Origin of the sequence: Serratia sp. NPDC078593 (genome assembly GCF_050268245.1) — a bacterium.
Taxonomy (GTDB): domain Bacteria; phylum Pseudomonadota; class Gammaproteobacteria; order Enterobacterales; family Enterobacteriaceae; genus JBNNGK01.
In genome coordinates this window covers 230346-253317 of sequence record NZ_JBNNGK010000001.1, presented here as the reverse complement: position 1 = coordinate 253317, position 22972 = coordinate 230346, and the positions used below count along the sequence as shown (strand labels likewise).

Below are 22972 nucleotides of genomic sequence, written 5' to 3'. Positions count from 1 at the left end.
TATGAACCACGTTGATGCGATCGCGTCGGCCAATCCGGCGCAGCAACACAACGCGTTAACCGCCGCCGAGCAATCGGTGATTAAAAAGTTATTTCGGCGGTTGATCGTTTTTTTGTTTGTGCTGTTTGTATTTTCTTTCCTCGATCGTATCAACATTGGTTTTGCCGGGTTAACCATGGGGCAAGATCTTGGACTAAGCTCAACCCTGTTCGGGTTGGCGGCGACGCTGTTTTACGTCACCTACGTGATTTTTGGCATCCCCAGTAACATGATGTTGAGCATCGTCGGCGCGCGCCGTTGGATCGCGACCATCATGGTCCTGTGGGGCATCGCGTCCACCTGCACGCTGTTCGCCACCGGGCCAACCAGCCTGTACATTTTGCGTATGATCGTCGGCATCACCGAAGCCGGTTTTTTACCCGGCATATTGGTGTATCTCACCTATTGGTTCCCGGCGTTCTACCGCGCCCGCGCCAATGCGCTGTTTATGATCGCCATGCCGGTGACGATGGCAATCGGTTCGTTGGTTTCCGGCTACATTCTAGCGATGGATGGCTTGCTGAATCTCAAGGGGTGGCAGTGGTTATTCTTGCTGGAGGGCATTCCTTCGGTGCTGCTTGGGGTGGTGGTCTGGTTCTATCTCGACGATACACCGGAGAAGGCCAAGTGGCTCACCACAGAAGAAAAAACCAGCCTGCGGGCGATGATGGAGGCGGATAAGCTGACGTTAGTGCAGTCGGGGCCGCGCAGCCAGCAAGCCGGGCAACAGCGCAGCCTATGGCGCGAAATTTTCACGCCGATCGTGCTGATGTATACGCTGGCTTACTTTTGTCTGACCAATACCCTGAGCGCCATCAATATTTGGACGCCGCAGATCTTGCAGAGCTTCAATCAGGGCAGCAGCAATGTGGTGATTGGCATGTTGGCGGCGATCCCGCAGGTCTGCACTATTGCAGGTATGGTGTGGTGGAGTAAACGTTCCGATCGGTTGCAAGAGCGTAAACATCATACCGCGCTGCCCTATCTGTTTGCCGCCGCCGGTTGGCTGTTAGCTTCCGTGAGCCACCACAGCTTGATGCAACTGTTGGGCATCATTATGGCGTCGGTCGGTTCGTTTACCGCGATGGCGATCTTCTGGACCACGCCGGATCAATCGATCAGCCTAGAAGCGCGCGCGGTTGGGATCGCGGTGATCAATGCCACGGGCAATATGGGATCGGCGGTCAGTCCGTTACTGATCGGCTGGTTCAAGGATGTTACCGGCAGTTTTAACGCCGGATTGTATTTTATCGCGGGGTTGCTGCTTATCGGGGCACTGCTGGTGTGGCGGATCCCGATGCCTGCGTCACGCCCGCGGGCGGCCGCCTAGTCGCTGGGCTCAAACCACAGGAGATCATAGGGTGCAGAAGCAGACCGGTTTTATCGCCAACATCGATATCAGTAAGGAATACGATGCGCGTTATGCCGCAGATGACGTGCATTATGAAACTTTTGCCGGGCTGGCGGCGTTTTTCGGCCGTGATATGCAGGTGCATTGGCACGATCGTTTCTTTCAACTGCATTGTCTGGAAACCGGCAAAATTGAACTGCAGTTGGACGATCAGCACTACTCGGTGCAGGCACCGCTCTTTATTCTGACGCCGCCATCGGTGCCACATGCTTTTTTCACCGAGCCGGACAGCGATGGTCATGTGCTGACGGTGCGTCAGGAGTTGATTTGGCCGCTGCTGGCGCGGTTATACCCAGGCAGCCATTTGGCGCAGGATATACCGGGAATCTGTTTGTCATTGGCCGATGCGCCGCAGGCATTAACCGCGCTGAGCCATTACTGGGCGTTGATCCGCCATGAATGCGCCAGCGATTTTGCCAGCCGTGAGCAAACGCTGCCATTGTTGGCACAGGCGGTGTTTGCGCTGTTGTTACGCAATACCAAACTGGAAGAGGCGGCAGCGACCGGCATGCGCGGAGAGCTGCAATTATTCCAGCGTTTCAACAAGCTGGTCGATGAGCGTTTCCGCGAGCATTTGCCGGTGCCTGACTATGCGCAGGCGCTAGGGGTAACGGAATCTCGCTTGAACGATCTGTGTCGGCGCTTTGCCAACCGCTCACCTAAACGATTGATCTTCGACCGGTTACTGCGCGAGGCGAAGCGGCTGTTATTATTCAGTGCCTGCACGGTGCACGAAACGGCTTATCACTTAGGCTTTAAAGATCCTGCTTACTTCGCCCGCTTCTTTAATCGGTTGGAAGGGTGCTCGCCATCCCGTTATCGTTCACGCTAACGCTCAACCGCCTTTCTAACTTGTCACTGGCAGCGGGCTTGTCGTTCTCTGGCTGAGCGCAATCACACTTTGCCACCATAACGGCCAACAACGCTGAAAAGTACCGGCGATTACCGCGAAAGTCACTTCTCGAAACCGTGTTTGACAGCTTCAATTACTAAACCAAAATAAAACATTGTATTAACAAAAGGCCAGCCAACGGCCTTTTATCAAGCCGGTTATGAGGATGACTTAATGAAACCTGAAGATTTTCGTGCCGATGCCAAGCGCCCGTTTACCGGGGCTGAATATTTGCAGAGCCTGCAAGATGGCCGTGAAATTTACATCTACGGTGAGCGGGTGAAAGATGTCACGACACATCCCGCCTTTCGCAACGCGGCAGCGTCAATGGGGCAACTGTATGACGCGCTGCACGACCCGGCGAGCCAGGATCGTTTGTGTTGGGGCACCGATACCGGTAATGGGGGATATACCCATAAATTCTTCCGTTACGCCCGTAGTCCAGAAGAGATGCGCCAGCAGCGAGACGCTATCGCTGACTGGTCGCGTCTAAGCTATGGCTGGATGGGGCGCACGCCGGACTATAAAGCCGCATTTGGCTGCGCATTAGGCGCTAATCCTGAATTTTACGGGCAATTTGACGACAATGCGCGCCGCTGGTATCAGCGAATTCAGGAAACGGGGCTGTACTTTAACCATGCCATCGTCAACCCGCCAATTGACCGGCATAAGCCGATGAATGAGGTGAAAGACGTTTACATTCAGGTCGAAAAAGAGACCGACGCCGGGATAGTGGTTAGCGGTGCGAAAGTGGTTGCCACCAACTCGGCGCTCACCCATTACAATTTTATCGGCTTCGGTTCGGCGCAGGTGATGGGTGATAACCCAGATTTTGCCTTGATGTTCGTTGCACCGATGGATGCCGAGGGTATCAAGTTGATTTCCCGTGCATCCTATGAATTGGCGGCGGGCGCGACGGGATCGCCCTTCGATTATCCGCTGTCTAGCCGGTTTGATGAAAACGATGCGATTCTGGTGATGGATCATGTGCTGATCCCTTGGGAAAATGTGCTGATCTACCGTGATTTTGACCGTTGTCGCCGTTGGAGTACTGAAGGCGGGTTTGCGCGGCTGTTCCCGTTGCAGGCATGCACACGGCTGGCGGTGAAGATGGATTTCATCACTGCGTTGCTGCAAAAAAGCCTCGCGTGTACCGGCGTGCTGGAGTTCCGCGGCGTACAGGCCGATTTAGGTGAGGTGGTCGCCTGGCGCAATCTGTTCTGGTCACTGAGCGATGCGATGTGCGCGGAGGCGACCGCGTGGGAAAACGGTGCTTATCTGCCGGATTCTACCCCGCTGCAAACCTACCGGGTGATGGCGCCAATGGCTTACACCAAAGTAAAAAATATCATTGAGAAAAACGTCACCAGTGGGCTGATCTATTTGCCTTCCAGCGTACGCGATATCAATAACCCCGCGATCGACAAGTATCTCGCCCAGTACGTGCGCGGATCGAACGGCATGGATCACGTTGAGCGCATCAAGATCCTAAAGCTGATGTGGGATGCGATTGGCAGCGAGTTTGGTGGCCGCCACGAACTTTATGAAATTAATTATGCCGGCAGCCAGGATGAGATCCGTTTGCAATGCCTACGCCATGCGCAGAATTCCGGAGCCATGGAGAGCATGATGCACATGGTTGATCGGTGCCTGTCCGATTACGATCAACATGGCTGGACGGTGCCGCATTTGCATAACAACGCCGATATTAATCAGTTAGATAACTTATTGAAATAATTCGAGTGGGGTGGTGTATGTCTCAGGAAAATGAACATCGACTGCGTTTTCGTGACGCGATGGCCAGTCTGTCTGCGGCGGTCAACATCGTGACGACCGATGGCCCCGCCGGGCGCTGCGGTATTACCGCAACGGCGGTGTGTTCGGTGACCGATAGCCCGCCGACCTTGATGGTGTGTATCAATCGTAATAGCGCGATGAACCCGGTGTTTCAAGAGAATGGCACGCTGTGCGTCAATGTGCTCAATCATCAACAGGAGCAGATGGCGCGCCACTTCGCAGGGATGACCGATGTCAGCATGGAGGCACGGTTTCGTCTGGAAAGCTGGCAGCAAGGCCCACTCGGCCAGCCCGTCCTGTGTGATACCCTCGCCAGTCTGGAGGGGGAGATTGTGCAGGTTCAGAGTATTGGTACGCATCAGGTTTATCTGGTTGAGATCAAGCAAATCATCCTCAGTGAACAAGGCCACGGCTTGATTTACTTCAAACGCAACTTTCATCCGGTGATGCACCCCATGGCCTCGTTGGCGTAAGATAAAACGGGCGCAGGCTGCTGCGCCCTGATGATTAACCTTTGTTGGCGACTAAATCACCGACTAGCCGATTGACCGGATCGCTCATGTTGGTGAAGCGGGTCAACTCGGAACGCGTGACGACCACGAATACACCCACGTTGTTCTGCGGCGACATCGCCATATAAGTGATAAACCCGCCACCGCCGCCGGTCTTCTGAATCATGCCGGGCAGGCCGTCCTTCGGTGCCATGTAGACCCAACCCAATCCCAAGGCATCCGCATCACCCGGCACGTCCATACCTTTTAACGACACCAAATCGCGGCGCTGGAAGTACATGGTTTGTTCTTTGGCGGCGGTGGCTTTCCGAGGCCCGCTCGCTTTTGACGACAAGAACTGTTGCATCCAGCGTTGAATATCGCGCGGGGTTGAGTAAATACCGCCGCTACCCGCCGCCGCCGTGGTATTGCGACATGCGCTTGATCCTGTAGCGGCCACCATCAGGCGTGAACACTGTTCGGCGCTTGGCGTCAGTGTCGTGTCGACCATGCCCAGTGGCCTGGTGATCTTTTCCCGCAGCAGGGCGTTGTATGACTTGCCTGCTGCGCGTGATAGCGCATCGGCCAGCAGATCGTAAGCCAGGTTGGAATAGGACGCATGTACGCCCGGTGGCACGGTGACTTTAGCCTGTTCAAGCCACTGCCAGCGCTGCGCCTGAGTTGGCCAGGTGAACACCGGCGTTTTCGGCGGTTTTTGCCCCGGTTGTTCGCGGGGTAAGCTGCTGGTGTGCGTAGCCAGGTTTAACAACGTAATCGGTTGACGCGCATTGTAGCTTGGCACCTGAGCCCCGCGTGGCGCGTATTTTTTCAGCGGATCGGTGAGTTTTACTCGGCCTTCCTCCGCCATTTTGACCATCACTTCGCTGGTCATCAGTTTGGTAATGGAGGCGATACGGATCAGCGAGTCTGGCCGTGGACGCAGATTGTTACCCGGTTTGGTGTCGCCAAAACTGCGATTGACCACTTGGTCGCCGTCGATGACCACCAGTGCCATGCCGGTGGCACCGCTGTTATAAAAAATATGCTCGGCGTATTGGTCGACGATATGTGAGGTCAGTTGTGGGCCAGCGGCCTGCGCAATCCCTGACGTGACGCACAGACTCAGTGCAATTAAGGAGGCGGAGAATAGGTTTTTCACTGGTCTTCATCCATTTAACAATGCAGCCAAAGGGCGCGGAAATTTAAACGTAGTGTAATGTGCTCGCGTTTCCGCCGCATGTGGAAAAACCGCCTGCCAGTGTAAATTTTTGTCGGCTAGATGCATCAGTAAAATGGCGGTATTGGCAAGGTATGAATAGGCGCATAAAAGGCGCAAATTTCTGCATAGGGCGCGGTTTTACGACCTGTGCTCCGCCAATTGAACAGTATTACGACCGTTATTTTTGGCCTGATACAGCGCGGCATCGGCGGCACGAATCGCTGATTTTAGATCGAGATTGTCCAACGGTGAGATACCGGCACTGAGCGTCACGGTGGTGGTAGATAATTGATTGAAACAATGCGGAATTTGCAGTTCAAGCACCTGCTGACGCACATGCTCTGCTAAGTGAGTGGCATAGTCTTCACTGACATTAGTCAGGAGCACCAGAAATTCCTCCCCGCCGTAGCGCACCACGACATCGCGCGAACGTACTGCATCCCGTATCGCTGTGGCGACGCGCGCTAACGTCTGATCGCCCATGGTGTGACCATAGTTATCATTGTAGGCTTTGAAGCAATCGATATCGAGCAACAGGACGAAATGGCAGCCAGCGGTTGGGGGCTGCAACATGCTGAGTTTGTTTTCCAGCCCACGACGGTTATATAGCCCGGTGAGCGGGTCCAGCATGCTGAGATTGTTGAGCTTGTCGCGTTCGTCATACAGGTTGGCGACCAGCGCTTGGGTAAAGGCTTCGCTGCGCTTGAGCATTAAATGATGAATCGAAAACGCAATGATTGGTAGCGCGGTAGTAAAAATAATACGCACGGTATTATGCATGCCATCGAGTAATAAAATGGTGATAGCTGAAGGAACAGCGTGCAGACAAAACGCAATGAAATTATCAGTGAGCGAAATGGCGCTGATAAAAAATATACTGAACAAGCTAATTAATAAAAAATTTTGTTGGTCGGGTAGGCAATAACGACTTTTCAAATAAATATGTGCCGCCCATAACAAGCCAATTACGCCCGCATAAATATTAAGATTGCGAACATAATGACGCGGATAGCGGAGTGTAAAGAGCATAGTTACCATGCAAAACAATGGGATACCGAGCAATGGTAGCGTAACCGCCGGGGTGTTTTTGAAAGGAACTAATAAAGTGAATAAAGACGATGCCGCATTCATCAGCAAAAAAAGGAATACTGACAATCGATGTTTGCTGTTCAGCAGTTCCTGATAAGAACGCGCATTCATACAGAATTTACTCTTTTTCGCTGACATAAAAGATATAGAAAATTCTGTGCGAGTGCAGTTTAAAATCCGACCTATATTAATAGTTATAGGTTGTAATTATTTCATTGCGATATATATGAGAATTTTCTGATAGAAAACTACCATTCTTTCGCCGTTTTGTCATGCGAGAATGCGGTTGACGGTGAAAATGATGCAGGGATAGGTAAATTACTATATGATATTGGTTATCATTATCACTTGAGGGTGTTGTCATGATTGCCGCCATGATTACCGCGTGCGGATTGTGGGGAGTGAGTTGGTGTTTAGGCCACCGGTTGGCCAGCGCTTGGGGTGTGTTGTTGCCGTGCGCCTTAATGCCATTGCTGGCTTTGATCAACCTGGACATGATGCAACTGCGCAGTATGATCATTATTGCCATGCTGGCAACACTGGTAATGTTGTTTAACAGTCGTTGGCGGCATTATCTATTGTTACCTTCCTGCCTTGCACTGGCAGGTGGTTTGGCAGCGGTCAGCCTGCATTTGAACGTTGACTGAATACGGCAAAGCCACGTTTAAACGTGTTGGCAAGATGTCAAAAGTAAGGTGATAAGATGGAATTACTCATAAGGGGACATCAATTGGTGCGAAGAGAGGGACTTGAACCCTCACGTCCGTAAGGACACTAACACCTGAAGCTAGCGCGTCTACCAATTCCGCCACCTTCGCACAGTCGATGTTGCTACATTGATTCGATTTATATCACCAGCGTGGTGCGAAGAGAGGGACTTGAACCCTCACGTCCGTAAGAACACTAACACCTGAAGCTAGCGCGTCTACCAATTCCGCCACCTTCGCACAGATGCTGTGCAATATAAATCATGTGGTTATTTGGTGCGAAGAGAGGGACTTGAACCCTCACGTCCGTAAGGACACTAACACCTGAAGCTAGCGCGTCTACCAATTCCGCCACCTTCGCATACCAGAAACATTACTGTTGTAATGTCACCACGGGGGCGAATTCTAGAGATTTTGCTGAGTACGTCAACTGTTATTTAGGGGTTTCCGGAACTTTGCTGGAAAAAGCATCATCCGGAACCATATCATTGCTTTTTATAGTCATCGAACATTTCAATTAGCCAGTCAATCAATATTCGAACGCGCGGGGCGAGAAAACGACTGGGCGGAGACATAAGGTAAATCGGCATCGGTAGGGGCGTGGCATGCCGCGCCTGATGGGGTTGATTGCTGCGGATGGAATGCAGGCCGCGCGTGCCCGGCCACTACGGTAATGCGTATCGGATGAAATTTGGCTGTGGGGCAGGCCGTTACCCGTAGTGGCGTGGCATGCCGTGCCTGATGGGGTTGGTTGCTGAGAGGGCATGGAGGCCGGGCATGCCCGGCCACGACGGTAATGCGTACCGGAGGGAGTTTGGTTGCGATACAGGCCGTTACCGTAGTGGCGTGGCATACCGCGCCTGTGTGGGTTGGTTGCTACGCGCGGCATGCAGGCCGGGCATGCCCGGCCACTACGGTAATGCGTACCGGATGAAATTTGGCTGTGAGGCAGGCCGTTACCCGTAGTGGCGTGGCATGCCGCGCCTGTGTGGGTTGGTTGCTACGCGCGGCATGGAGGCCGGGCATGCCCGGCCACTACGGTAATACGTACCGGAGGGAGTTTAGCCTTGAGATAGGCCGGGTATACCCGGCCATTACGGTAATGCGTATTGGATGGAATGGGTTACTTCTTTTTCTTTTTTGGATCGCGTGGTGGGCGGCCAACGGTGGCTTGATACACCTTGAAACGACCATTTTGCGCCAGCACTTCATGGCTGCCGAAGGTGGCATCCAGAATGTCGGGATACGGCAGGAAGGCGTTCGCGACGATACGCAGTTTGCCGCCAATGGGCAGGTGCTTGACAGCACCGCGAATCAGGGTTTCCGCTGCTGTCAGGCTGGTTGCCAGCCCGTCATGGAACGGCGGGTTTGAGATGATCATGTCAAATCGACCGGTGATGTCAGAATAAACGTTACTGACGATCACCTCGCCTTCGATGCCGTTGGCGGCCAGCGTTGCGCGGCTGGACTCCACCGCTGCGGCGTTAACGTCACTCAGTGTCAGCTTCACTTTCGGCGACAATTGGGCCATTACACTGGCCATCACGCCAGCACCGCAGCCGATATCCAGTACCTTGCCCTTCATGTGTTTCTCGAGCGTTGACAACAGCAGAGAACTGCCCACGTCCAGACCGTCGCGGCTGAATACGCCCGGCAGGGTTTTCACTTCCAGATCGTGCAGTGCGTAACTCTCCCACCAGTCGGCAAGGTTGAATGTGGTTTGGGCATCAATGCGGCCGTGATATAGGCCACAGCGGCGTGCACTGTCAATTTTCGCTAAGGTCACGTAGCCATCAACCGTTTGTTCCGCGCTGCGGACGCCGCTACGGTTTTCACCGACGACGAATATCTCTGCGCCAACCGGCAGCAATGCCAGCAGGTTGGTGAGCTGGAACTGCGCTTCTTGCTTGCTCTTTGGCCAGTAGTAAACCAATGTGTCGCATTCGGCAACGAAGTCGGCATCAACCGTTAGGCCGAACTGCACGTTGTCGCCCATCGCGCGGTTTAATAACTGCCAATGATGATATTGCTGGGTATGCACCCGTACGTCCGTGGCCTCGAATTGGGCTGGCAGCGTATCTTGCAGATCACCGGCGAACAGCACGCGGCGTTCGATAAATTCATCACTGTGGCGCAGCATCACTTCGCTGGCGGGGGTTAATGCAGACATCAGGTTTTGGCTCCTCAAGATTAAGCCGGGGATTATAGAGCGTTGCGGTGATAATTTATACCCGTCATCTTTCAAGCCGCAGGTGCGCTGACTGCGTGGGTTTGTTAGCATAGCCCGGTCATATTTCACATTGTCGCTTTGTCGGGGAGACGCAGTTGCCCAACTCACGGAGGTGAGTCAGCTCTACGGGCATGCGTCGCCTTGGCGTGATGCGAAATAGTCACGATATTGCGCTGCGCATGGCGCGTAGTCACGGTAGCTCTTTACAGGAATCGGCATGGCATCTCAACGCGACTGGCTGTTACAACAACTGGGTATTACGCAGTGGACATTGCGCCGCCCGGGCGTGTTGCAAGGCGAGGTGGCGGTCAGCCTGCCGACAGACGTGCGTCTGCTGGTGGTGGCGGCAACGCAGCCGGAGCCGGGCAACTCGCTATTTTGTGACGTGTTACGCAGCCTAGGGTTAACCCCGGCGCAGACCTATTATCTGACGCCGGATCAGGTCGCGATGCTGCCTGATGACGTTGAGTGCAACAGTTGGCGGCTGGGTATTACGGAGCCGCTCGCGGTAGCCGGTGCTCAGCTATCTAGCCCGGCGTTGGCCGAGCTTTCTTTTGATGCGCGTGCTAAACGCGCACTCTGGCAGCAGATTTGTCATCATGAACAACATTTCTATCCTGACGGCGGCCGATCTGGCCACCGCTTACCAGATTGAACAGGCCAGCCACGCTTTTCCCTGGACCGAAGCGACGCTCGCCAGCAATCAGGGGGAGCGTTACCTCAACCTGAAACTGGAAGAGGAAGGGCAACTGGCGGGGTTTGCCATTACTCAGATCGTGCTTGATGAAGCCACGCTGTTTAATATCGCGATTGGCCCACAGTGGCAGCGCCGGGGCTGTGGCCGCGCGTTGATGAATGCGCTGATTGCGGAACTGGAAACACGTGGCGTGGTGACGCTGTGGCTGGAGGTTCGCGCCTCAAACCATGCGGCTATCGCGCTATACGACCAACTCGGATTCAACGAGGTCACGGTGCGCCGCAACTATTACCCCAGCGTCAGCGGCCGCGAAGATGCGATCGTGATGGCATTGCCATTAGGTTAGCCACGCGCATCCGCCGCCGCTCTTATCTTCTCCGCCGGGAAACCATTGATTGTCACCGATGGCTAAATCAGCGAAAATAACCGGCTATTATCTTTTTATTACCGCTTTGCCTGGCGCCAAGATTGGCGCGTTCTGATGATGCAGGGCGGACTAACCGTAGAAGTGTGAAAACATGTCTCCTAGTGAATTCGCCCGCGAAGTCTCGAAAAGAAGAACGTTCGCCATCATCTCGCACCCCGATGCCGGTAAAACCACCATTACTGAGAAGGTTTTACTGTTCGGACAGGCTATCCAGACCGCCGGGACGGTAAAAGGCCGTGGCTCGAGCCAGCACGCCAAATCCGACTGGATGGAGATGGAAAAACAGCGTGGTATTTCGATCACCACCTCAGTGATGCAATTCCCATATCGCGATAGCCTGGTGAATCTGCTGGATACCCCAGGGCACGAGGACTTTTCTGAAGATACCTATCGTACGCTGACGGCGGTGGACTGCTGCCTGATGGTAATTGACGCGGCAAAAGGCGTTGAAGATCGTACCCGTAAACTGATGGAAGTGACGCGCTTACGTGATACCCCCATTCTGACCTTTATGAACAAACTGGACCGTGACATTCGCGACCCGATGGAAGTGATGGACGAAGTCGAGCGAGAGCTGAAAATTGCCTGTTCGCCGATTACGTGGCCGATTGGCTGCGGTAAGCTGTTTAAAGGGGTTTATCATCTGTACAAAGATGAGACTTATCTTTATCAGAGCGGTAAAGGGCACACCATTCAGGACGTTCGGACGATTAAAGGCCTCAATAACCCAGATCTGGATGTTGCCGTAGGCGAAGAACTGGCCGCGCAACTGCGTGAAGAGCTGGAGTTAGTGCAGGGCGCATCGCACGAGTTTGAGCAGGACGCATTTTTGGCCGGTGAATTGACCCCGGTATTCTTTGGTACGGCGTTGGGTAACTTCGGCGTTGACCATATGCTCGACGGCTTGGTTGCCTGGGCGCCAGCGCCAATGCCGCGTAAAACAGACGCGCGTGAAGTGGTGGCAGCGGAAGAGAAATTCACCGGTTTTGTCTTCAAGATTCAGGCGAATATGGATCCGAAACACCGTGACCGCGTGGCGTTCATGCGTGTGGTTTCTGGTCGCTATGAGAAGGGTATGAAACTGCGCCAAGTGCGTACCGGTAAAGATGTGGTCATTTCGGATGCGTTGACCTTTATGGCGGGCGATCGTTCGCACGTCGAAGAGGCTTATCCGGGCGACATCATTGGGCTGCACAACCACGGTACGATTCAGATTGGTGATACCTTTACTCAAGGTGAAAATATGAAGTTCACCGGTATTCCGAACTTCGCGCCAGAATTGTTCCGCCGCATCCGTCTGCGTGATCCTCTCAAGCAGAAACAGTTGCTGAAAGGTCTGGTGCAATTGTCGGAAGAAGGTGCGGTGCAGGTGTTCCGTCCTATCGCTAATAACGATTTGATCGTCGGCGCGGTGGGGGTGTTGCAGTTTGACGTGGTGGTCGCGCGTCTGAAAGCAGAATACAACGTTGAAGCGCTGTATGAATCGGTCAACGTTTCTACCGCCCGCTGGGTTGAATGCGGCGATGTGAAGAAGTTCGAAGAGTTCAAACGCAAGAACGAACAAAATCTGGCGTTGGACGGGGGAGATAACCTGTCTTATATCGCTCCAACCATGGTTAACCTTAACCTGACGCAAGAACGTTACCCAGACGTGAAGTTCCGTAAAACGCGCGAGCATTAATCCCATTAGCCTGGCCCCTTGCAGGGGTCAGGCGATGATTCACTCCACATCAATTGCCAATCGATTAACCTTCCTCATCACTTTCTGCATTATAAATCATCTGACCTTTTCCATCTTTATCAGCAAATCTTCGCCAATGGTCTATATTTAACAGGGCGCATTCCCGCTATTAGTAGCGAAAATAACTGGTAATCGCCAGAATGTTAGATGCTTATTCGGTTGTGTCGCCAATCAGAGACGGTTTGATCTGTTTTAAATCAATGGCTTAGCGATATTGTCATTCTAATGTCACAAATTTGTCGCCTGTAGGTGACAAATTAGCGCGTGTTTCTCGATGGATTATTGTTAATTATTTGATTTTTATTTGATTTTTAAAGTTGGTACACGCGTTGCAATATATTTAACGTGAACGTCTGATCGAGTAGAAATCGTGAAGTATTCATGACTCAGCCGCCGATAGGGTGGCGAAAGAATCCCAATCCATTTGGATTCACAATAAAAGGAAGAGATCGATGAAAAACACCAAGTTTGCACATTCGCTGATGGCTGTCGTTTTGGGTTCCGTTCTGGTTAGTGGTAGTGCTCTGGCTGAAGATACGTTGCTCAATAAAGCATCCGATATGGCTAATAGCACTGGCGCCAAAATCGATAGCTCCATGAAAAAAGTCGACAACTACATGGATGACAGCGCTACAACGGCTAAAGTTAAAAGTGCGCTGGTCAACAATGACGCGATCAAAAGCACCGATATTTCGGTGAAAACGGCAAAAGGCGTCGTGACGCTGAGTGGTTTCGTTAGTACTCAAGCACAGGCCGAACAGGCCGTAGCCGTCGCCGGTAAAGTTGAAGGCGTAAAATCTGTTAGCGATAAACTGCACGTAAAAGATGAAGCGACGCAGTCTGTTAAATCGTATGCGGGTGATACGGCAACCACTAGCGAGCTGAAAGCGAAACTGTTGGCAGATGACATCGTGCCTTCGCGGCATGTCAGTGTTGAAACTACTGACGGCGTAGTACAGCTTTCCGGTGAAGTGAAATCACAAGCGCAGTCTGATCGTGCAGAAAGCATTGCCAAGGCGATCGACGGCGTGAAAAGCGTCAAAAACGATTTGGTCGTTAAGCCGTAACGTTAAGGTAATAACCAGAATACTAAGCGCAATAAGTAGGGGTTCAGCTTGCTGAACCCATTGATTCTTTGGGTCATGACGGGCGCAGCACGTTGCGCCCGTACGGTGAGGAGATGCGTATGTTTCGTTGGGGTATTATTTTTTTAGTGATAGCGCTCATTGCCGCGGCATTGGGGTTCGGAACCTTGGCGGGTACCGCGGCTTGGGCCGCTAAAGTTGTCTTCGTCGTGGGGATTATTTTGTTCCTGGTGAGCCTGTTTACCGGCCGCAGACGTCCTTAGCGGGCGTTAAAACTGTAACAAATCATCAGCCTTTTTCTTGCAGTAGAGAGACATGCCATGAACAGCGATATTATTCTCGGGCGCTGGAAACAGCTCCGCGGCCAGGTCTGGCAGGCTTTGGCAGAGTTAACTGGCAGCGATTGTGCGTGGTTGACGGGAAGCAATGACTGTCTTTCAGGCATACTGCAAGAAGATTACGGAAAAGGGCGAGAAGAGGTATCCTCGAAAAAAACACCACACTAAGGATACAGGGTTGGGATACCGAATACCTATCACGCTCGGCAATATCGAGCCGCTGGCGTATAAACCGTACCAGCCCGGTAAAATGGCGCTGGTATGTGAAGGGGGCGGGCAGCGCGGCATTTTCACCGCAGGTGTGCTGGACGAGTTTCAGCGTGCCGGCTTTAATCCGTTTGATTTGATGATCGGCACGTCTGCCGGTGCGCAGAACCTGTCTGCCTATATTTGTGGTCAGATGGGCTACGCGCGTCGCGTCATCACACGCTACACCACCACCCCCAATTTCTTTAACCCGCTGCGCTTTGTGCGTGGCGGGCATCTGATCGATCTTGACTGGTTGGTCGACATTACCTCACAGCAGTTGCCATTAGCGATGGATGTGGCCGATAAGCAATTTCTTGGCGGCCGAGAACTGCTGATGTGCGCCTGCCGCAGCGATAATTTTGAGCCGACCTATCTGCCCGCCCGGCGTGAAAGCTGGCTTGCGTCGATCAAGGCGTCTAGCGCCATCCCCGGTTTTTATCGCATGGGGGTGGAACTCGACGGTATCAGTTATCAGGATGGCGGCATCAGCGATGCTATCCCCGTCGAAGAGGCTTATCGACGAGGTGCAGAGACCATTGTGGTCATTCGTACCGTACCGTCGCAAATGTACTATACGCCGCAGTGGATAAAGCGTATGGAGCAGTGGCTAAGTGAAAGTAGCCTGCAACAGATGGTACGGATGATGCAGCGCCATGAGCAGAGCTATCACCGCACTCAGCAGTTTATTGAGAATCCGCCAGGCGACCTGCGTATTTTTGAGATTTTCCCACCGAAACCGTTAACCAGTAATGCATTAGGCAGCAAAATCGGTGCGCTGAATCTTGATTATCATCTAGGACGCCGCTGTGGGCGCTACTTTTTAGCGACGGTGGGGCATTGGTTAATGGAACAAGAGCAAACCGATGGGATGAACGTGAAGAAGTCGTTGTCTCGGCGTTTGATACAGCCAGACATTGTGCCGATGCCTTCGCCGATTGTTACTGATGTGGCTCATTCTACCAGCAGCCTAGAGGTCACTCAGCCAGAGCCGCTCTCATCGTTAATTCTGCCGAGTGAGCAGACAAACCGCGGTGGTCAGTGAACATGGAAGCCTATTTAACCGACACCCATTGTCATTTTGATTTCCCGCCGTTTAGTGGGAGCGAGGCCGAAAGCCTGCAGCGTGCCGCCGCAGCAGGAATTGAACGCATCATTGTGCCCACAGTGACCGCCGATCGTTTTGCCCGAGTGCTGAGGCTGGCAAAAGACTTCACACCGCTGTACGCCGCATTGGGGCTTCATCCGTTATACATTGCGCAGCATCATGAGGCGCAGTTGGCGTTACTGGCCGACTTTTTGGCTAGCAGACCCGGCAAGCTGGTGGCTGTCGGTGAGATTGGTTTGGATTTGTATATGGAGAATCCACAGTTCACGCGCCAGCAAGCGTTGCTCAGCGCACAGCTTAAACTGGCCAAGCAGCATGATCTGCCGGTAATTTTGCATTCACGCCGTAGCCACGATCAACTGGCGGCCGCATTGCGCCGCAACGATGTGCCGCGCCGTGGCGTGGTGCATGGTTTTGCCGGTAGCCTGTCACAGGCGCAGGCATTTATTCGCTTGGGATATTACATCGGTGTGGGTGGCACTATCAGTTATGCGCGGGCGCAGAAAACGCGTGGTGTGATGGCGCAGCTGCCTTTAACCTCGCTGTTATTGGAAACCGATGCGCCGGATATGCCTTTGGCTGGCTATCAAGGCCAACCAAACCGACCCGAACGGGCAGCAGAGGTTTTTGAGGTGTTGTGCCAACTTCGCTCGGAATCTCCGGAAGAAATCGCCGCGCATTTACGGCAAAATACCCACCGATTATTTGGACTTTAATCACGCACATTTCGTGTTAATTGTGACTTAGATCACATTATAAGATTTTCGTTTGCTTTCGCTTGTACATATTTGTGACATATATCGAGTCTGGCGCATTGTTGCTCAGTATAATCGCGCTCCGTCATTACTATCAGCAGACCTCCCGCAATGCAGGGGTGGAACGCCTTTTTTACTTATCCAATAAATTTTATGAAGCGAGAACGTGGCAACGCCACCTCGGTGCGTACCTTGAGTACGCCACGGGAAGGCAAAAAAACCAACGTCACCGCATTGTGAAAGATAAAGGATATACACAGGGATACTTTTCATCATGCAACTTATTATGAGTCTGGTCGGGATGGCGATGCTGATTGCAATCGCCGTACTGCTTTCCAGTAACCGGCGGGCGATTAAGCTACGCACAGTGCTGGGGGCTTTCATCATTCAGGTCGCGATTGGTGCATTGGTGCTGTATGTACCTATCGGACGCCAGATACTTGGCGGCATGTCTGAAGGTGTCGCCAATGTTATTGCCTACGGTAACGAAGGGATTTCATTCATTTTTGGCGGTCTGGTTTCCGACAAAATGTTTGAAGTGTTCGGCGGCGGCGGTTTCGTGTTTGCCTTGCGCGTATTGCCTGTCATCGTATTTTTCTCATCACTGATAGCGGTGCTTTATTACTTAGGCATCATGCAGTTGATCATTCGCGTACTGGGCGGTGGCCTGCAAAAACTGCTCGGTACTTCACGCACTGAGTCTCTGTCGGCAACGGCGAATATCTTCGTTGGGCAAACAGAAGCACCTTTGGTTGTGCGCCCGTATATTGCGACCATGACCCAATCTGAACTGTTTGCTGTGATGTGCGGCGGGTTGGCTTCGGTTGCCGGTTCGGTGCTGGCAGGTTACGCCCAGATGGGGGTGCCGCTGGAATATCTGATCGCTGCTTCGTTTATGGCGGCGCCGGGCGGTTTGTTGTTCGCTAAATTGATGGTGCCGGAAACGGAAACGCCGCGTGAGGTGGACGACGCGATGAAGCTGATTGCGGCAGAAGAGCGCCCGGCAAACGTCATTGACGCTGCGGCGTCGGGGGCTGCTTCCGGTATGCAACTGGCGCTGAATGTCGGGGCGATGTTACTGGCTTTCATTGCGCTTATCGCCTTGTTGAACGGCATGCTTGGCGGCATCGGCGGTTGGTTTAACTATCCGCAATTATCACTTGAACTGCTGCTGGGTTGGATCTTCTCACCGATCGCTTTCATGATCGGGGTGCCGTGGAATGAAGCGATGACCGCAGGTTCCTTTATCGGCCAGAAGATCATTGTTAACGAATTCGTTGCGTTTATGAATTTCGGTGCCTATCTGCGCCCGGATGACGTGGTGGCGGCCGAAGGCTTGCAGGTACTGTCTGCCCATACCAAAGCGATTATTTCGTTTGCGTTGTGTGGCTTTGCGAACCTGTCTTCTGTGGCAATTTTGCTCGGTGGTTTGGGCAGCCTGGCACCAAATCGTCGCCATGATATCGCCCGTTTCGGCCTAAAAGCCGTGGCTGCAGGTACGCTGTCTAACTTGATGAGCGCGACCATTGCCGGGTTCTTCTTGGCGCTTTAAGTAAAACGCCGTATCGTGATTTTGTTGTTTTTTTCACATTTTAACCCCGTTATTTAGATTACCTGAATAATGGGGTTTTATCTGTTTAGTGCTTTGTTTTATAATATTTTTATTTGGCATGGTACAATAAGGTATGCGGCAGCTTGCTGGTTTCACCTCATAACTCATTAGTGATTCTGTGAACAATATCGCGTTATTTTGTGACGATATTCACATATAATTCTGCGTTGTTACAATGAAGTTTCGGATAATGTGATTTGAACTCAATGTGCTCTGATGGCGTGAGTTCAAACTGTTATGACATGCGGTGAGAAGGATCTCAGTTGCCACGAGGGGAAATAGCCCCACGCTATCTTCATGGAACCAAGTCCGCTCGCCAACAGCCAGTAACTCAGTTGGAGAGTTTTATGACCGAATTAACCGCTGCAGCGCAACGTGCGCTGGGTTTGATGGATTTAACCACGCTTAATGATGATGACACCGATGAGAAAGTGATCGCCTTGTGTCATCAAGCCAACACTCCGGCAGGCAAGACGGCCGCCATTTGTATTTATCCACGCTTCATCCCTATCGCACGTAAGACCTTGCGTGAGCAAGGTACGCCGGATGTGCGCATTGCCACGGTGACTAATTTTCCGCATGGCAATGCCGATATTAGCATCGCGTTGGCGGAGACGCGCGCGGCCATCGCCTATGGCGCAGATGAAGTTGATGTGGTGTTCCCGTATCGCGCACTGATGGCCGGTGATAGCCAAATTGGTTTTGAATTAGTGAAACAGTGCAAGCAGGCCTGCGAGCAGGCTAACGTGTTATTGAAGGTGATTATTGAAACCGGTGAACTGAAGAGTGCTGCGCTTATCCGTCAGGCTTCCGAAATCGCCATCAACGCCGGTGCCGATTTTATTAAAACTTCAACCGGTAAAGTGCCGGTCAACGCTACGTTGGAAAGTGCGGAACTGATGATGTCCGTTATTCGTGATATGGGCGTAGGTCAGCAGGTTGGGTTCAAACCTGCGGGTGGCGTTCGTACGGCAGAGGATGCATTGCATTATTTGCAATTGGCCGATCGTATCATGGGTGAAGGATGGGCCGATGCGCGCCACTTCCGCTTTGGTGCGTCCAGCCTGTTGGCCAGTTTGCTGAACACGCTGGGGCACAGCAGCCAAGCCTCCGGCAGCGGCTACTGATAACCGTTACTGCCTTGGTTTAACCCAGGCAGTATTGACTACCCATATATCATCAAAGCGGGGGGATAGTATGTTCCTAGCTCAAGAAATAGTTCGTAAAAAACGTGACGGTCAGCCGTTAAGCGAAGAGGAAATCCGTTTCTTCATCAATGGTGTTCGCGACAATGTGGTATCCGAAGGACAAATCGCTGCGCTGGCAATGACGATTTATTTTCACGATATGACTTTGCCTGAGCGTGTGGCTCTGACCATGGCGATGCGTGATTCCGGTACGGTATTGGATTGGAAAAGTTTGTCGTTGAATGGCCCCATCGTAGATAAGCACTCCACCGGTGGTGTGGGCGATGTGACCTCGCTGATGCTCGGCCCGATGGTCGCAGCCTGTGGCGGTTATGTTCCGATGATTTCCGGCCGCGGTCTGGGCCATACCGGCGGTACGCTGGACAAACTGGAAGCGATCCCAGGCTTTGATATTTTCCCAGATGACAATGCATTCCGTAAAATTATCAAAGAAGTCGGCGTAGCGATTATCGGGCAAACCAGCTCGCTGGCACCGGCGGACAAACGTTTCTACGCAACGCGTGATATTACCGCGACCGTGGATTCTATTCCGTTGATTACCGCATCGATTCTAGGCAAGAAGCTGGCTGAAGGGTTAGATGCGTTGGTGATGGATGTGAAAGTGGGTTCTGGCGCATTTATGCCAACGTATGCACAGTCCGAAAGTTTGGCGCAGGCGATTGTTGGCGTTGCCAACGGTGCCGGGTGTAAAACGACCGCGCTGTTGACCGATATGAATCAGGTGTTGGCCTCCAGTGCTGGTAATGCGGTTGAAGTGCGTGAAGCAGTGCGCTTCTTGACGGGTGAATACCGTAGCCCACGTCTGCTGGAAGTGACGATGGCACTGTGTGTGGAAATGCTGTTGTCAGGCGGTTTGGCGAAAGACGATGCTGATGCGCGTGCCAAACTGCAGGCGGTGCTGGATAACGGCAAAGCGGCTGAAATCTTTGGTCGTATGGTCGCGGCACAGCATGGGCCAACCGATTTTATCGAACGTTATGACAGTTATTTACCTGCCGCCACCCTGAGCAAACCGGTTTATGCCGATCGTTCGGGCATTGTGACCGCAATGGATACCCGTGCATTAGGCATGGCAGTGGTATCATTAGGGGGAGGACGTCGCCGGGCAACCGACAGCATCGATTACAGCGTTGGTTTGACTGAGATGGCGCGGCTGGGTGAGCGTGTCGATAACCAGCGGCCTCTAGCGGTGATCCACGCCAATGATGAGGAAAGTTGGCAGTTGGCGGCGGATGAAGTTCGTCAAGCGATGTCGTTGGGCGATAACGCGCCGGAAGCGACGCCGGTGGTGTATCAGCGCATTACTGAATAGCGATTTCTTTCGCTTTTTGAATCGTCGTGTGGTGTGTGATACACACGCCCCCCAGACGCTGACTTGTGTTAGTGTCTGGGGATGATGAGCCTCTTTGAGTGTTCACCCTGAGGACCAACGCACACGTTATGTAAATCGGTCTTTGGCTGATTTGCTGTGCTCTGGCCACCTGGCTACTTTCGAATCTAGAACAGTAACGTGGTTGCAGTATTGCAGGCGCATTAGCGTGGGAACACGCGGGAGATTGATATGAAACGTACATTTATTATGGTCTTAGACTCATTCGGCATTGGCGCGAGTGAAGATGCTGAACGTTTTGGCGATCGGGGTTCTGACACGCTCGGCCACATTGCAGAAGCCTGCGCGCGCGGGGAAGCAAACACCGGGCGCAGTGGTCCACTGACGTTGCCAAACCTGAGCCGTTTAGGTTTGGGTAAAGCGGCTCAGGAGTCCACCGGTACATTCCCGCAGGGGCTTGATGAAAATGCTGAAATCATCGGTGCTTATGGCTATGCCAGTGAGCTGTCCTCTGGGAAAGATACCCCGTCAGGCCACTGGGAAATTGCTGGCGTACCGGTGTTGTTTGATTGGGGATATTTCAGCGATGAGCACAACAGTTTCCCGCAGGAACTGCTGGATAAACTGGTTGAGCGCGCCAAGCTGCCGGGCTACCTCGGTAACTGCCACTCTTCCGGTACGGTGATCCTCGATCAGCTCGGTGAAGAACACATGAAAACCGGTAAACCGATTTTCTACACGTCTGCCGACTCAGTCTTCCAGATTGCTTGCCATGAAGAAACATTTGGCTTAGACCGCCTGTACGAATTATGTGAAATCGCCCGTGAAGAACTGACCGAAGGTGGGTACAATATTGGCCGCGTTATCGCACGACCTTTCGTGGGCGATAAACCGGGTAGTTTCCAACGCACCGGCAACCGTCACGATCTGGCCGTCGAGCCACCGGCACCAACCGTGCTGAAAAAGCTGGTGGATGAGAAGGGTGGCGAAGTCGTATCGATCGGTAAAATTGCCGATATTTACGCTAACGTCGGCATCACCAAAAAAGTGAAAGCGACCGGGATCGATGCGCTATTTGATGCGACCGTGAGCGAAATGGAAAAAGCCGGTGATAACACCATCGTGTTCACCAACTTTGTCGACTTCGATTCGTCTTACGGCCACCGTCGTGACGTCGCGGGCTATGCCGCTGCGCTAGAATTGTTCGATCGTCGTCTGCCGGAGTTGCTGGCACAGGTGAAAGATGACGATATGATCATCTTCACGGCGGATCACGGTTGTGATCCAACCTGGAGCGGTACCGATCACACGCGCGAACACATTCCGGTGTTGGTCTACGGCCCGAAAATTAAAGCCGGTTCGCTGGGGCACCGCGAAACCTTCGCCGACATCGGCCAGACCATCGCCCACTATTTTGGCGTGTCACCGATGGAATACGGCAAACCGATGTTCTAAGCCTCGGTATTCACGTTGCAGCATTACGGGTTTACCGCCGGGCTGCAACGCGAGACGCAAGGGCTTATCTGCCCTGACGTTTTTTATTTACGATGATTTGAAGGAAAATAATTATGGCAACGCCGCATATTAACGCTGAGATGGGTGATTTCGCTGACGTCGTATTGATGCCGGGCGATCCGCTACGTGCTAAATACATCGCTGAAACCTTCCTGGAAGGTGCGGTTGAAGTGAATAACGTGCGAGGCATGCTGGGTTTCACCGGTACTTATAAAGGCCGTAAAATCTCGGTAATGGGGCACGGTATGGGTATTCCATCTTGCTCCATTTACGCGCGTGAGTTGATCGCTGAGTTCGGCGTGAAAAAAATCATCCGTGTGGGTTCTTGTGGCGCGGTGCGTGATGATATCAAACTGCGTGATGTAGTGATCGGTATGGGGGCGTGCACGGACTCTAAAGTTAACCGTCTGCGCTTCAAGGATCATGACTATGCGGCGATCGCGGATTTCGACATGGTGCGTAATGCGGTTGACGCCGCAGCGGCACAGGGCATCCCGGCGCGCGTTGGTAACATCTTCTCGGCTGATTTGTTCTACACGCCAGACGCTGACATGTTCCAGGTAATGAAAAAGTACGGCATCCTCGGCGTGGAAATGGAAGCGGCCGGTATTTACGGCGTGGCGGCAGAGCTGTACGAAGAGTTTGGCTGTAAGGCGCTGACCATTTGCACCGTTTCCGATCACATTTTGCGTCATGAAGCGACGACGGCGGAAGAGCGTCAAACGACCTTTAACGAAATGATCGTGATCGCGCTGGAATCGGTGTTGCTGGGCGATAAAGCGTAATATTCCTTCATCTTAAACACACTAGGTTGTTGGCTGAATGCGGCGATGCTAACAACAGGTCAATCTCAACGTCTGGGGGCAGTCTGAAGCCCTCAGACGTTTTTTTTTGACTGTAATTCATGGGGTTATTAATGCGGGTTGGGCATGCTTATCTCATGCGTTAAATCGTAGGGGCGTGGCATGCCGCACCCGTGTGGTGGCGGATATTGCCGCATGCAGGCCGGGCATGCCCGGCCACTACGTGGGAGGT

21 protein-coding genes, 3 tRNA genes and 1 pseudogene are annotated in these 22972 nt (G+C 52.7%); 18 read left to right on the top strand and 7 right to left on the bottom strand.

Features of this window, described 5'->3' with window-relative positions; all coding sequences use genetic code 11:
- The first annotated feature begins 1 nt into the window (after position 1).
- The 4 genes from hpaX (at position 2) to hpaC (ending at position 4612) form a co-directional block, all read left to right on the top strand.
- The gene (gene hpaX / locus ACQKDS_RS01090) at positions 2-1369 is read left to right on the top strand and encodes a 4-hydroxyphenylacetate permease (RefSeq protein ID WP_399664582.1); all 1368 of its coding nucleotides are present in this window, start codon (positions 2-4) and stop codon (positions 1367-1369) included.
- A gap of 31 nt (positions 1370-1400) precedes the next feature.
- Positions 1401-2282 (top strand): 4-hydroxyphenylacetate catabolism regulatory protein HpaA, encoded by an 882-nt coding sequence (gene hpaA / locus ACQKDS_RS01085; protein ID WP_399664585.1) that lies wholly within the window; start codon positions 1401-1403, stop codon positions 2280-2282.
- 234 nt (positions 2283-2516) lie between these two features.
- Entirely contained in the window at positions 2517-4079 is a 1563-nt protein-coding gene (gene hpaB / locus ACQKDS_RS01080) for a 4-hydroxyphenylacetate 3-monooxygenase, oxygenase component (RefSeq protein WP_399664587.1), read from the top strand.
- A gap of 17 nt (positions 4080-4096) precedes the next feature.
- Positions 4097-4612 (top strand): 4-hydroxyphenylacetate 3-monooxygenase, reductase component, encoded by a 516-nt coding sequence (hpaC, locus tag ACQKDS_RS01075; protein ID WP_399664589.1) that lies wholly within the window; start codon positions 4097-4099, stop codon positions 4610-4612.
- Positions 4613-4646: 34 nt separating this feature from the next.
- On the opposite strand, the gene ampH is transcribed toward hpaC, so the two are convergent.
- Together ampH and ACQKDS_RS01065 are read right to left on the bottom strand one after the other, a co-directional pair.
- Positions 4647-5789 carry a D-alanyl-D-alanine-carboxypeptidase/endopeptidase AmpH gene (gene ampH, locus ACQKDS_RS01070; protein ID WP_399664592.1) on the bottom strand — a complete coding sequence of 381 codons (1143 nt, stop codon included), beginning with the start codon at positions 5787-5789 and terminating at the stop codon, positions 4647-4649.
- Positions 5790-5987: 198 nt separating this feature from the next.
- Positions 5988-7049, bottom strand: a complete 1062-nt coding sequence (locus ACQKDS_RS01065) for a GGDEF domain-containing protein (RefSeq protein ID WP_399664595.1) — start codon at positions 7047-7049, stop codon at positions 5988-5990.
- 251 nt (positions 7050-7300) lie between these two features.
- Between ACQKDS_RS01065 and ACQKDS_RS01060 the strand changes: the two genes are divergently transcribed.
- The gene (locus tag ACQKDS_RS01060; RefSeq protein ID WP_399664598.1) at positions 7301-7585 is read left to right on the top strand and encodes a DUF1435 domain-containing protein; all 285 of its coding nucleotides are present in this window, start codon (positions 7301-7303) and stop codon (positions 7583-7585) included.
- An 84-nt stretch (positions 7586-7669) separates the two neighbouring features.
- Here ACQKDS_RS01060 and ACQKDS_RS01055 read toward each other — a convergent pair.
- From ACQKDS_RS01055 to rsmC, 5 genes and pseudogenes are all read right to left on the bottom strand, one after another.
- Positions 7670-7756 (bottom strand) — tRNA-Leu (locus tag ACQKDS_RS01055).
- 42 nt (positions 7757-7798) lie between these two features.
- Positions 7799-7885: transfer RNA gene (locus ACQKDS_RS01050), tRNA-Leu, on the bottom strand.
- 34 nt (positions 7886-7919) lie between these two features.
- Positions 7920-8006, bottom strand: a tRNA-Leu gene (locus ACQKDS_RS01045).
- Between the two features lie 124 nt (positions 8007-8130).
- Positions 8131-8244, bottom strand: a pseudogene (locus tag ACQKDS_RS01040) (LysR family transcriptional regulator); the annotation flags it as partial.
- 524 nt (positions 8245-8768) lie between these two features.
- Entirely contained in the window at positions 8769-9815 is a 1047-nt protein-coding gene (gene rsmC / locus ACQKDS_RS01035; RefSeq protein ID WP_399664601.1) for a 16S rRNA (guanine(1207)-N(2))-methyltransferase RsmC, read from the bottom strand.
- Positions 9816-10092: 277 nt separating this feature from the next.
- On the opposite strand from rsmC, the gene ACQKDS_RS01030 reads away from it, so the two are divergent.
- The 13 genes from ACQKDS_RS01030 to deoD all read left to right on the top strand — a co-directional run bounded on the left by ACQKDS_RS01030 (position 10093) and on the right by deoD (position 22722).
- Positions 10093-10530 carry a DNA polymerase III subunit psi gene (locus ACQKDS_RS01030; RefSeq protein ID WP_399664604.1) on the top strand — a complete coding sequence of 146 codons (438 nt, stop codon included), beginning with the start codon at positions 10093-10095 and terminating at the stop codon, positions 10528-10530.
- Entirely contained in the window at positions 10475-10918 is a 444-nt protein-coding gene (gene rimI / locus ACQKDS_RS01025; protein WP_399664607.1) for a ribosomal protein S18-alanine N-acetyltransferase, read from the top strand. Before ACQKDS_RS01030 ends, rimI begins: the two co-directional genes overlap by 56 nt.
- Before the next feature lie 172 nt (positions 10919-11090).
- Positions 11091-12680 (top strand): peptide chain release factor 3, encoded by a 1590-nt coding sequence (prfC, locus tag ACQKDS_RS01020; protein ID WP_399664609.1) that lies wholly within the window; start codon positions 11091-11093, stop codon positions 12678-12680.
- A gap of 512 nt (positions 12681-13192) precedes the next feature.
- Complete coding sequence (gene osmY / locus ACQKDS_RS01015; protein ID WP_399664612.1) at positions 13193-13807, top strand: molecular chaperone OsmY; 615 nt, start codon at positions 13193-13195, stop codon at positions 13805-13807.
- 119 nt (positions 13808-13926) lie between these two features.
- Positions 13927-14088 carry a DUF1328 domain-containing protein gene (locus ACQKDS_RS01010; protein ID WP_142009676.1) on the top strand — a complete coding sequence of 54 codons (162 nt, stop codon included), beginning with the start codon at positions 13927-13929 and terminating at the stop codon, positions 14086-14088.
- Positions 14089-14145: 57 nt separating this feature from the next.
- Positions 14146-14331, top strand: a complete 186-nt coding sequence (locus ACQKDS_RS01005) for a CsbD family protein (protein WP_399664616.1) — start codon at positions 14146-14148, stop codon at positions 14329-14331.
- A gap of 10 nt (positions 14332-14341) precedes the next feature.
- Positions 14342-15454 (top strand): patatin family protein, encoded by a 1113-nt coding sequence (locus tag ACQKDS_RS01000; protein ID WP_399664620.1) that lies wholly within the window; start codon positions 14342-14344, stop codon positions 15452-15454.
- A 2-nt stretch (positions 15455-15456) separates the two neighbouring features.
- On the top strand, positions 15457-16233 hold the full coding sequence (locus ACQKDS_RS00995; protein ID WP_399664623.1) for a TatD family hydrolase: 777 nt from the start codon (positions 15457-15459) through the stop codon (positions 16231-16233).
- 325 nt (positions 16234-16558) lie between these two features.
- Complete coding sequence (locus ACQKDS_RS00990; protein ID WP_399665148.1) at positions 16559-17824, top strand: NupC/NupG family nucleoside CNT transporter; 1266 nt, start codon at positions 16559-16561, stop codon at positions 17822-17824.
- 407 nt (positions 17825-18231) lie between these two features.
- Positions 18232-19011 carry a deoxyribose-phosphate aldolase gene (gene deoC, locus ACQKDS_RS00985; RefSeq protein ID WP_399664626.1) on the top strand — a complete coding sequence of 260 codons (780 nt, stop codon included), beginning with the start codon at positions 18232-18234 and terminating at the stop codon, positions 19009-19011.
- Between the two features lie 70 nt (positions 19012-19081).
- Positions 19082-20404 carry a thymidine phosphorylase gene (deoA, locus tag ACQKDS_RS00980; RefSeq protein WP_399664629.1) on the top strand — a complete coding sequence of 441 codons (1323 nt, stop codon included), beginning with the start codon at positions 19082-19084 and terminating at the stop codon, positions 20402-20404.
- A gap of 249 nt (positions 20405-20653) precedes the next feature.
- Positions 20654-21877, top strand: coding sequence for a phosphopentomutase (deoB, locus tag ACQKDS_RS00975; RefSeq protein WP_399664632.1), 1224 nt, complete (start codon positions 20654-20656; stop codon positions 21875-21877).
- A gap of 113 nt (positions 21878-21990) precedes the next feature.
- Positions 21991-22722 (top strand): purine-nucleoside phosphorylase, encoded by a 732-nt coding sequence (deoD, locus tag ACQKDS_RS00970; protein WP_399664635.1) that lies wholly within the window; start codon positions 21991-21993, stop codon positions 22720-22722.
- The last annotated feature ends 250 nt before the right edge of the window (positions 22723-22972 follow it).

Bases quoted from the DNA above. Each gene is read 5' to 3' on its own strand.
- hpaX (WP_399664582.1), top strand. From the start codon at position 2: ATGAACCACGTTGATGCGATCGCGTCGGCCAATCCGGCGCAGCAACAC.
- hpaB (WP_399664587.1), top strand. From the start codon at position 2,517: ATGAAACCTGAAGATTTTCGTGCCGATGCCAAGCGCCCGTTTACCGGG.
- hpaC (WP_399664589.1), top strand. From the start codon at position 4,097: ATGTCTCAGGAAAATGAACATCGACTGCGTTTTCGTGACGCGATGGCC.
- ACQKDS_RS01065 (WP_399664595.1), bottom strand. From the start codon at position 7,049: ATGAATGCGCGTTCTTATCAGGAACTGCTGAACAGCAAACATCGATTG.
- ACQKDS_RS01060 (WP_399664598.1), top strand. From the start codon at position 7,301: ATGATTGCCGCCATGATTACCGCGTGCGGATTGTGGGGAGTGAGTTGG.
- rsmC (WP_399664601.1), bottom strand. From the start codon at position 9,815: ATGTCTGCATTAACCCCCGCCAGCGAAGTGATGCTGCGCCACAGTGAT.
- ACQKDS_RS01030 (WP_399664604.1), top strand. From the start codon at position 10,093: ATGGCATCTCAACGCGACTGGCTGTTACAACAACTGGGTATTACGCAG.
- rimI (WP_399664607.1), top strand. From the start codon at position 10,475: ATGAACAACATTTCTATCCTGACGGCGGCCGATCTGGCCACCGCTTAC.
- prfC (WP_399664609.1), top strand. From the start codon at position 11,091: ATGTCTCCTAGTGAATTCGCCCGCGAAGTCTCGAAAAGAAGAACGTTC.
- osmY (WP_399664612.1), top strand. From the start codon at position 13,193: ATGAAAAACACCAAGTTTGCACATTCGCTGATGGCTGTCGTTTTGGGT.
- ACQKDS_RS01010 (WP_142009676.1), top strand. From the start codon at position 13,927: ATGTTTCGTTGGGGTATTATTTTTTTAGTGATAGCGCTCATTGCCGCG.
- ACQKDS_RS01005 (WP_399664616.1), top strand. From the start codon at position 14,146: ATGAACAGCGATATTATTCTCGGGCGCTGGAAACAGCTCCGCGGCCAG.
- ACQKDS_RS00995 (WP_399664623.1), top strand. From the start codon at position 15,457: ATGGAAGCCTATTTAACCGACACCCATTGTCATTTTGATTTCCCGCCG.
- ACQKDS_RS00990 (WP_399665148.1), top strand. From the start codon at position 16,559: ATGAGTCTGGTCGGGATGGCGATGCTGATTGCAATCGCCGTACTGCTT.
- deoC (WP_399664626.1), top strand. From the start codon at position 18,232: ATGACCGAATTAACCGCTGCAGCGCAACGTGCGCTGGGTTTGATGGAT.
- deoA (WP_399664629.1), top strand. From the start codon at position 19,082: ATGTTCCTAGCTCAAGAAATAGTTCGTAAAAAACGTGACGGTCAGCCG.
- deoB (WP_399664632.1), top strand. From the start codon at position 20,654: ATGAAACGTACATTTATTATGGTCTTAGACTCATTCGGCATTGGCGCG.
- deoD (WP_399664635.1), top strand. From the start codon at position 21,991: ATGGCAACGCCGCATATTAACGCTGAGATGGGTGATTTCGCTGACGTC.